Raw genomic sequence first — 7,658 nt, forward strand, 5'->3', positions numbered from 1 at the left:
GCGCTCGGCGAACCCGTGCCTGGCGGGTTCCCCGAGGTCGACGGCAAGCAGACGTTGTGCGGTGGCGGGGATCTCGGCGAATGCCGGCAGACGTTGCTGGACACGCTCGCCGCGGCCGACGCCGAACCGCCCGAGCAGACCTACCCCGGCGACGGCGACTGCGAACCCGGCGACCAGTGGTGCGCCGACTCGCTGATCCACAACAAGATCGGCGGCATCGCGCAGGACAAGGCCACTTGGCAGAACCGCCCCACCTACCAGCAGGTCGTCGAATTCCCCGCGCACCGCTGAGGATTCCGTTCGCGAGCAGCAACGCGGCGGTGCCGGTGGCGGAGCCGCACCGAACCCGGCCCGCTCCGAGTGAACGGACCGCTGGTCCCACTAGATTGGTCGAACAGGCCGTTCACTCCTGGAGAAACCGTGCGGCCGACACACGGGCGAATCGCTCGATCCGGGCGACTCGGGCCGAGTGAACGGACTGTTGGTCCCACTAGATTGGTCGAACAGTCCGTTCACTCCTGGAGAAAACGGGAGTCGGTGTCACGCGGTCGCCGTGTTCCGGGCGGCGTGATCGATGCACTACCGTTCGTGTCGGAAACGATCACGAGCTGAGGAGCAACATGGCCACCTGGGGCGACATCGCCACTTTCGTCCGCTCCGAGTACAAGGTCATCGAGGACACCGGCGACGAGATCCGGATCCTCATCGAGTACGAGGACCACCGCAGCCAGGTCATCATGATCTGCCGCGAGGAGCTGGACAAGCGCGAGGACTGGGTGCAGATCGCCTCGGTGTGCGGGCGCGTCGCGGATGTGGACCTGCACCGGCTGCTCGCGGAGATCGGCGAGACCTCCGTCGTGTGCGGCGCGGTCATCATGGGCGAGCACGTGGTGCTGCGGCACTCGATCCCGCTGATGAACCTGGACATCAACGAGTTCATCGACCCGCTGACCTTCGTGTCCGACACGGCGGACCACATCGAAGAAATCTTCTTCGGCGGCGATGGATATTGAAGATCATTCAGAGCGGTTTGCGTGGCGGTGCCGGTAGCGGAACCTCAGCGGCTTCCTCGCTGCGGGATCGATTTCTGCACGTAACCCCTACGCGGCGAAATCGCTGTCCTCGCGAGGAAGCCGCTGAGAACCCGCCGGTGGTCCGGTTGCGTGCGTGGTCGCCGGTCAGCGGCTTCGCCGCTGAGAAGATAAAGATCAAAAGAGCTCGCGAAATGCCACTGCAACCGTTCCTCCGTGCGAGGGGCGGATCTTGACACTTTGTGCGTGCCGGGGACCAAACTGAGTCATGGTCCCGATGGCTGCCGCTCGCCGCGTCCCGCGCCGGAGACGGCCGGTGTTGCTGCTGGTCCTGGCGTTCGTGGCGGCGGCGTGCACGGGCCAGCCGCAGTCGGTCCCCCCGCAGGCGAGCCCGGTGCCGCGGAAACCGAACGTGGTCATGGTGATGACCGACGACCAGTGGCTGGAGAGCATGCGGTTCATGCCGCAGACCCAGCGGTACTTCGGCACCCAGGGCGTGACGTTCGACCGCTACTACGCCTCGTACCCGCTGTGCTGCCCCTCCCGCTCGACGTTCCTCAGTGGACAGTTCGCGCACAACAACGGCGTGCGGCACAACGCCGACCCGCTCGGCGGCTACGACAAGCTCAACGAGGCCGAGACGCTGCCGGTGTGGCTGCAACGCGCCGGCTACACCACTTCGCACATCGGGAAGTACCCCAACGGTTACGGCGAGGACGACCCGACGCACGTGCCGCCCGGTTGGGACGAATGGCGCGGTTCGGTCGACCCGAGCACCTACAAAATGTACGGGTACCGGTTGAACGAGAACGGCGCGCTGCGCACCTACGGCGACTACTGGCACGAAGATCCGCAGCACTACCAAACCGACGTGTACCGGGACAAAGGCGCCGACTTCATCCGCAGGCAGTCGCAGGCGGGCAGCCCGTTCTTCCTCAGCATGGCTTTCCTGGCCCCGCACGGCGAGATCACGCCGGGTGCACCGGACAACGGTGACCTGTTCCGGATCGCGGACGGCCCGCGTCCCGCGCAGCGCCACGCCGGAGCTTTCGCGGACGTGCCGCTGCCCGCGGACCCGTCGTTCAACGAGGCGGACATGAGCGACAAGCCGAAGTTCCTCCAGGAATATCCGCAGATCGCGGCGCACGAGACCGCCGGCATCACCGAGAGCTACCGCAGCAGGCTGGAATCCCTGCTGGCCGTCGACGAGGCGGTGCGCAAGCTCATCGACACGCTGCGCGAGCAGGGCGTGCTCGAGAACACCTACCTGATCTTCGCCTCGGACAACGGGTTCTTCTTCGGCCAGCACCAGATCCCGACCGGGAAGTTCCTGCCGCACGAGGCTTCCGCGCACGTGCCCATGATGATCAGCGGTCCGGGCGTCGCGCGCGGCGGGCATTCCGCCGAGCTGACCAGCAATCCGGACCTGACCGCGACGATCGCCGACCTCGGCGGCACCAGTCCAGGCCTGGCGCTGGACGGGCGTTCGCTGCTGCCGTTCGCGCAGGATCCGCGCAGGCAAACCGGCCGACCGATCCTGCACGAGGCCGCGGCAGGCGCCCTGCCGGAACCCGTTCGTCCAGGTGCGCGGCAGCAAGCGCCCGCCGACGACGTGCAGGCCGGGCGCGCCGCGGGCGCGGGCGATCTCGACCAGGACGTCGCGACCGCACCACGACCGGCCAAGCCCCGCGACGAGCACGGGCAAGTGCTGTCCGCCGCGTACGAGGGAATCCGCACCGACCGCTACCTCTACATCCGCTACGTCAGCGGCGCGCACGAGCTCTACGACCTGGCCATCGATCCGTACGAGCTGAATTCCCGGCACGACGACGCGCGCTACGCGCAGGTGCGCGAATTCCTGGACCGGCAGCTCGACCGCACGCAGGGCTGCGTCGGAGCGGACTGCGGCCGCGAAATCCCGCAGCCGCCCGCGCCCGGCTGACGACCGTCCACTTAGTACGGCCCGCGAGTGGGGGATTTCCCTGCCTGGCACCGCCGGGTGAGGTGCCACGGCTAAGATCTCCAGCCGTGACTGCTTTGTCGCCCCTCGTCCTAGCTCCCGCCGCAGTCCTGTACCTGCTGTTCGGACTGAGCGTTCTGCGCGATCGGCGCCGCGTGCGCAACGGACTCTGGTTGTTCTTCGCGATCCTGGCGACGATCGTCGGCGCGGGGGCGCTGCTGGCGATGCTCTCGCCGCAGGCCGCGGTCCTGTTCGCGGTGGGGTTCGCGCTCGCGTTCGTGGCGATGCCGCTGGTGCTGGCGGTGTTCCTGATCTTCAACGGGGTGACGATGCTGCGCCGCGAAGGCCGCAGCTTGGGCAACCTGCTTTCGTTGTTCGCCGGGATCGGGATCCTCGGCTACCTGGTGCTGCGCAGCCTCGCCAACCTGACCGAGTGGCCTCCGCTGGTGGCCGTGATGAGCGCCGTCGCATCCGTGCTCGGCTTCGTGTCGCTGCAGTTCGTGTGCTTCCTGCTGTACTCGTTCTTCTACGGGCTGTTCCCGCCGCGCAAGCAGGCCGACTTCATCGTGGTGCTGGGTTCCGGCCTGATCGGCGGGCGGCGGGTGCCGCCGCTGCTGGGTTCCCGGCTGGACAAGGGCCTGGGGGTGTTCCACCAGCAGCGCGCGAAGGGCTACGACCCGGTGCTGATCACTTCCGGTGGTCAGGGGCCGGGCGAGGAGATCGCGGAAGGCCGCGCGATGGCGGACTACCTGCTCGAGCGCGGAGCTCCCGCCGACCGGCTGCTGGTCGAGGACGCTTCGCGCAGCACCGAGCAGAACCTCCGGTTCAGCAAGGCGCTCATGCAGTAGCGCGTGCCGGAGCACCGCTGCCTGGTGGTGACGAACAACTACCACGTGATGCGCGCCGCGCGGATCGCCCGCAAGGAGTCGGTGAACGGGGACGTGGTGGGCTCGCCGACAGCCCGCTACTTCTGGCCGAGCGCCACGATCCGGGAGTTCGTGGCGATCTTCCTCGATCACCGGGTGGCGAACGCCATCATCTGCGGCCTGCTGGTCCTCGGTGCCCTGCTCGGCAACTTGGGCTGACGAAATCCTCTTGCACCTACCGGAAGGACGATGGTGAGCGAGCGGCTGCTGCCCGCTTTGATCGGGATCGTGACAGGCATCGCGCTGGCCGTGGTGCTGTTCGTGCCGTACGTGGCTCGGCAATATCGCAGGCGCGGCCAGCTCGGCGCTGGCCACTTGGCGCTGGCGCTGGCCGCGGTGGTCTACGGCGTTTCCCTGGTGGCTTACGTGCTGCTGCCGTTCCCGCAGTTGACGCCGGACTTCTGCGCCACCGAGGGAGCGGGCGGTCCGCAGTGGATCCCGTTCAACTTCCTCAACGACATGCGCAAGGAAGCCACCGGCACCGGTGTGCTCTCGGTGCTGAGCAATCCGGCGCTGACGCAGATCGCGCTGAACGTGGGCCTGTTCGTGCCGCTGGGCATGTTCGTCCGCTACCTGTTCGGGCGGTCGGTGCTGATCACCACCGCGGTCGGGTTCGGCGTCTCGTTGCTCATCGAGGCGACGCAGGGAACCGGGATCTGGTTCCTGTACCCCTGCGCCTACCGGCTGTTCGACGTGGACGACCTGATCATGAACACGGCCGGGGCGCTGGCAGGTGCGTGGGCGGCCCCTGCGCTGCGCGCGGTGCCGGGGCAGCGGCTCACCACCCCGCCGGGACAGCCGCGGCCGATCACCTGGTCCCGGCGGCTGCTGGCATCGGTGTGCGATCTGGCGATCATCAAGCTGAGCAGCACGCTGTGCGCCACGGCCGGGATCGTCGTGCTGATGGCCGTCAACGGCCAGCTGTTCGGCGGGAACATGCCGCCCACCAGGGAGATCCCGGGCGCGGGCCTCGTCGAGGTGCTCGGGAGCTGGCTGCCGTGGCTGCTGCTGGTGATCGTGCTTCCGCTGGCGGGCGGCGCGAGCAGCGTCGGCCAGCGCATCGTGCAGCTGCGGGCGGTCACCGCGGACGGTGCCAAGCCTCGGCCGTCGGTGAGCCTGGTGCGCAGCCTCGCCGGTGTCGGCGGCTACCTGCTGCTGATCGGCATGGGCGGGGAGTCCCCGTTCGGCTTCCTCGGCCAGCTGTTCGGTCTGGTGTCGTTGATCTGCCTGTTCAGCACCGCCGGGCAGCGCGGCCTGTCGTACAAGATCACCGGGCTGAGCCTGGTGGACGCTCGGGAGCAGCAGCCGGAGGCGGCCGCACCGGCGGCATCCGAACAGCGCTGAGCGCGCAACAGCCCCGGCGCCGTGCGCGCCGGGGCTGGTCGCTTCGCGCGGGTCAGACCGGTTTGACCATCGGGAACAGGATCGTGTCCCGGATTCCCCTGCCGGTGAACGCCATCAGCATCCGGTCGACGCCGATGCCGACTCCGCCGGTGGGCGGCATCCCGTACTCGAGGGCGCGCAGGAAGTCCTCGTCGAGCTGCATCGCCTCCGGGTCACCGCCCGCGGCCAGCAGCGACTGCTCGGTGAGCCGGTTGCGCTGCTCGACCGGGTCGACCAGCTCGGAGTAGCCGGTGCCGAGCTCCATGCCGAACCCGATCAGGTCCCACTTCTCGGTCAGCAGCGGGTCGTCCCGGTGCTGCCGGGTCAACGGGCTCGTCTCCAGCGGGAAGTCGCGCACGAAGGTCGGCTGGATCAGGGTGTGCTCCACCAGCTCCTCGAACAGCGCCTCCACGAGCTTGCCCGGCCCCCACGACGGGTCCCAGCCGATCCCGCGCTCGTCGGCGTGCTTGCGCAGCTGCTCCACCGGGGTGCGCGGGGTGATCTCCGCGCCGAGGGCCTCGGAGACCGAGCCGAACAGCGTGATCGACGGCCATTCGCCGCCGAGGTCGACGTCCCCGTGCTCGGGGTGGCGCACCACGTGGTCGCCGAACACGGCCTTCGCGGCGTGCCGGTAGAGCTGGGTGGTCAGTTCGGCGACGGTGTCGTAGTCGCCGTAGGACTCGTAGAACTCCAGCATCGTGAACTCGGGGTTGTGCGTGGAGTCCGCGCCTTCGTTGCGGAAGTTGCGGTTGATCTCGAAGACCTTCTCGATCCCGCCGACCACCAGCCGCTTGAGGAACAGCTCCGGCGCGATCCGCAGGTACAGGTCGAGGTCGTAGGCGTTGATGTGGGTGGTGAACGGCTCCGCCGTGGCGCCGCCGTGCACCTGCTGCAACATCGGCGTCTCGACTTCGAGGAAGTCGCGCTCCAGCAGCACCGAGCGCAACGCCTGCACGGCGCGCGAACGCTGCTGGGCCAGCTGCCGCGCCTCCGGGTTGACCAGCAGGTCGACGTAGCGCTGCCGCACCCGCGCCTCGGGATCCGTCAAGCCCTTGTGCTTCTCCGGCAGTGGGCGCAGGCACTTCGAGGTCAGCGTCCAGCTCTCCGCCATGATCGAGAGCTCGCCGCGCTTGGAGGTGATCACTTCGCCGGTGATGCCGACGTGGTCGCCGAGGTCGATGTCGGCCTTCCAGGCTTCCAACTCGTCCGCGCCGACCTTGTCCAGCGCCAGCATGATCTGGATCGAACCGGTGTCGTCGCGGATCGTGGCGAAGCACAGCTTGCCGCCGGTGCGGTAGAGCATGACCCGGCCGGTCACCGAGACGACTTCACCGGTGCCCTGGTCGGCTTCGAGGCCGTCGTGTTTCTCGCGGATCGGACCGATCGAGGTGCTGCGCGGGTAACCGACCGGGTAGGGGTCGACGCCGTTGTCCCGCAGGCGTTCCAGCTTCTCCCGCCGGATGCGCATCTGCTCCGGCAGGTCCTCGTGATTCTCGTCCACCGCTGTACTCACGAAACCATGGTATCGGCCCAGCTCACCCGGCCCGGCGGGCGGGCGCACCGGGGTGCGAACCCCGATGCGGCCCGCATCCGCGGCCGTCGCTGCGGTCCACCGGGCCGCTCACCCCTGGTCGTGGCCTTCGATGCGAGCTTGCTCGGCGAGCGCCGGGTAGCTGTCCGCATCCTCCGGCATCAGCCGTACCGACCACGGGATCGGGCACGGCGGAGCGTGGTCGGGATCCGGGCACAACAGCCTGGTGATGCGCTCCTTGACTTCTTCGGCCTGCTGCTCGGTGGCGTAAATGCCGAGCCGGATTTCCCAGATTCCACTTTCCTCGGACATCGCACACCAACCTGATCAGCGGAGGAGCGGAACGAAGCTGCTGGAAGTTACCAGATCCGCTTGGGATCGCAGTGGCGCTTGTAGTGTCCCTGCGGCACCGGGACGTTGCGCTCAGCGTCGGTGATGGCTTTGTCCTTGGTGTTGCCCACGCCGTCGGCTCGGTCGTAACCGATGACGTGGTTGTCGCTGATGCGCACGATGTGGCACTGCACGGTCGCGTGCCAGGTCTTGCGGACCCCGATCTCGGTGGCCGGCGCCGGTTGCGCGGTGCCGGTCGCGGCAACGGCGGTCGGCACGACCAGGCCGCCGAGCGCGCAAGCGGTGACGCCGGCGATGAACATGCGGCGAAGAGCTGTCACGGAAATCCCCTCCTCGGGAATCGTTGCGGAACGTCGGGCGGTCGACCCGATCGCGATCCGAGGCTGGCACCGCGGATCTCCCGGCACACCGGTTCGCGCGGCCGTTGGCAGGCTGTTGGCAGGACTGCCGCGGAGCCCGCTTCGGCGTGCTCCGCA

9 protein-coding genes are annotated in these 7,658 nt (G+C 68.4%); 6 read left to right on the top strand and 3 right to left on the bottom strand.

Going from position 1 to position 7,658, the window contains the following annotated elements; all coding sequences use genetic code 11:
• From IJH84_RS21475 to IJH84_RS21495, 6 genes are all read left to right on the top strand, one after another.
• The coding region (locus IJH84_RS21475) for a hypothetical protein (RefSeq protein ID WP_295148209.1) at nt 1–291 on the top strand (291 nt) is incomplete at its 5' end.
• 329 nt (nt 292–620) lie between these two features.
• Nucleotides 621–1,013 (top strand): hypothetical protein, encoded by a 393-nt coding sequence (locus IJH84_RS21480; RefSeq protein ID WP_200072764.1) that lies wholly within the window; start codon nt 621–623, stop codon nt 1,011–1,013.
• A gap of 334 nt (nt 1,014–1,347) precedes the next feature.
• Nucleotides 1,348–2,973, top strand: a complete 1,626-nt coding sequence (locus IJH84_RS21485; protein WP_295148214.1) for a sulfatase — start codon at nt 1,348–1,350, stop codon at nt 2,971–2,973.
• Between the two features lie 86 nt (nt 2,974–3,059).
• Nucleotides 3,060–3,839: an ElyC/SanA/YdcF family protein gene (locus IJH84_RS21490; protein WP_367269062.1), complete on the top strand. Its 780-nt coding sequence runs from the start codon at nt 3,060–3,062 to the stop codon at nt 3,837–3,839.
• A gap of 3 nt (nt 3,840–3,842) precedes the next feature.
• Nucleotides 3,843–4,076, top strand: coding sequence for a hypothetical protein (locus tag IJH84_RS29345; RefSeq protein ID WP_367269063.1), 234 nt, complete (start codon nt 3,843–3,845; stop codon nt 4,074–4,076).
• Nucleotides 4,077–4,109: 33 nt separating this feature from the next.
• The gene (locus IJH84_RS21495) at nt 4,110–5,261 is read left to right on the top strand and encodes a VanZ family protein (protein WP_295148219.1); all 1,152 of its coding nucleotides are present in this window, start codon (nt 4,110–4,112) and stop codon (nt 5,259–5,261) included.
• A gap of 52 nt (nt 5,262–5,313) precedes the next feature.
• Here IJH84_RS21495 and lysX read toward each other — a convergent pair whose 3' ends face one another.
• The 3 genes from lysX to IJH84_RS21510 form a co-directional block, all read right to left on the bottom strand.
• The gene (gene lysX / locus IJH84_RS21500; protein WP_295148222.1) at nt 5,314–6,813 is read right to left on the bottom strand and encodes a bifunctional lysylphosphatidylglycerol synthetase/lysine--tRNA ligase LysX; all 1,500 of its coding nucleotides are present in this window, start codon (nt 6,811–6,813) and stop codon (nt 5,314–5,316) included.
• A gap of 108 nt (nt 6,814–6,921) precedes the next feature.
• On the bottom strand, nt 6,922–7,143 hold the full coding sequence (locus IJH84_RS21505) for a hypothetical protein (RefSeq protein WP_200073476.1): 222 nt from the start codon (nt 7,141–7,143) through the stop codon (nt 6,922–6,924).
• 47 nt (nt 7,144–7,190) lie between these two features.
• Complete coding sequence (locus tag IJH84_RS21510) at nt 7,191–7,502, bottom strand: hypothetical protein (RefSeq protein WP_200073475.1); 312 nt, start codon at nt 7,500–7,502, stop codon at nt 7,191–7,193.
• Nucleotides 7,503–7,658: the final 156 nt, after the last annotated feature.

The sequence above is a fragment of the Saccharopolyspora sp. genome, assembly GCF_017434145.1.
GTDB classification, from domain to species: Bacteria; Actinomycetota; Actinomycetes; order Mycobacteriales; family Pseudonocardiaceae; genus Saccharopolyspora_C; species Saccharopolyspora_C galaxeae.

What these genes read in the sequence shown, in the direction of transcription:
- IJH84_RS21505 (WP_200073476.1), bottom strand. Translation starts at nt 7,143, where the DNA reads ATGTCCGAGGAAAGTGGAATCTGGGAAATCCGGCTCGGCATTTACGCC.
- IJH84_RS21480 (WP_200072764.1), top strand. Translation starts at nt 621, where the DNA reads ATGGCCACCTGGGGCGACATCGCCACTTTCGTCCGCTCCGAGTACAAG.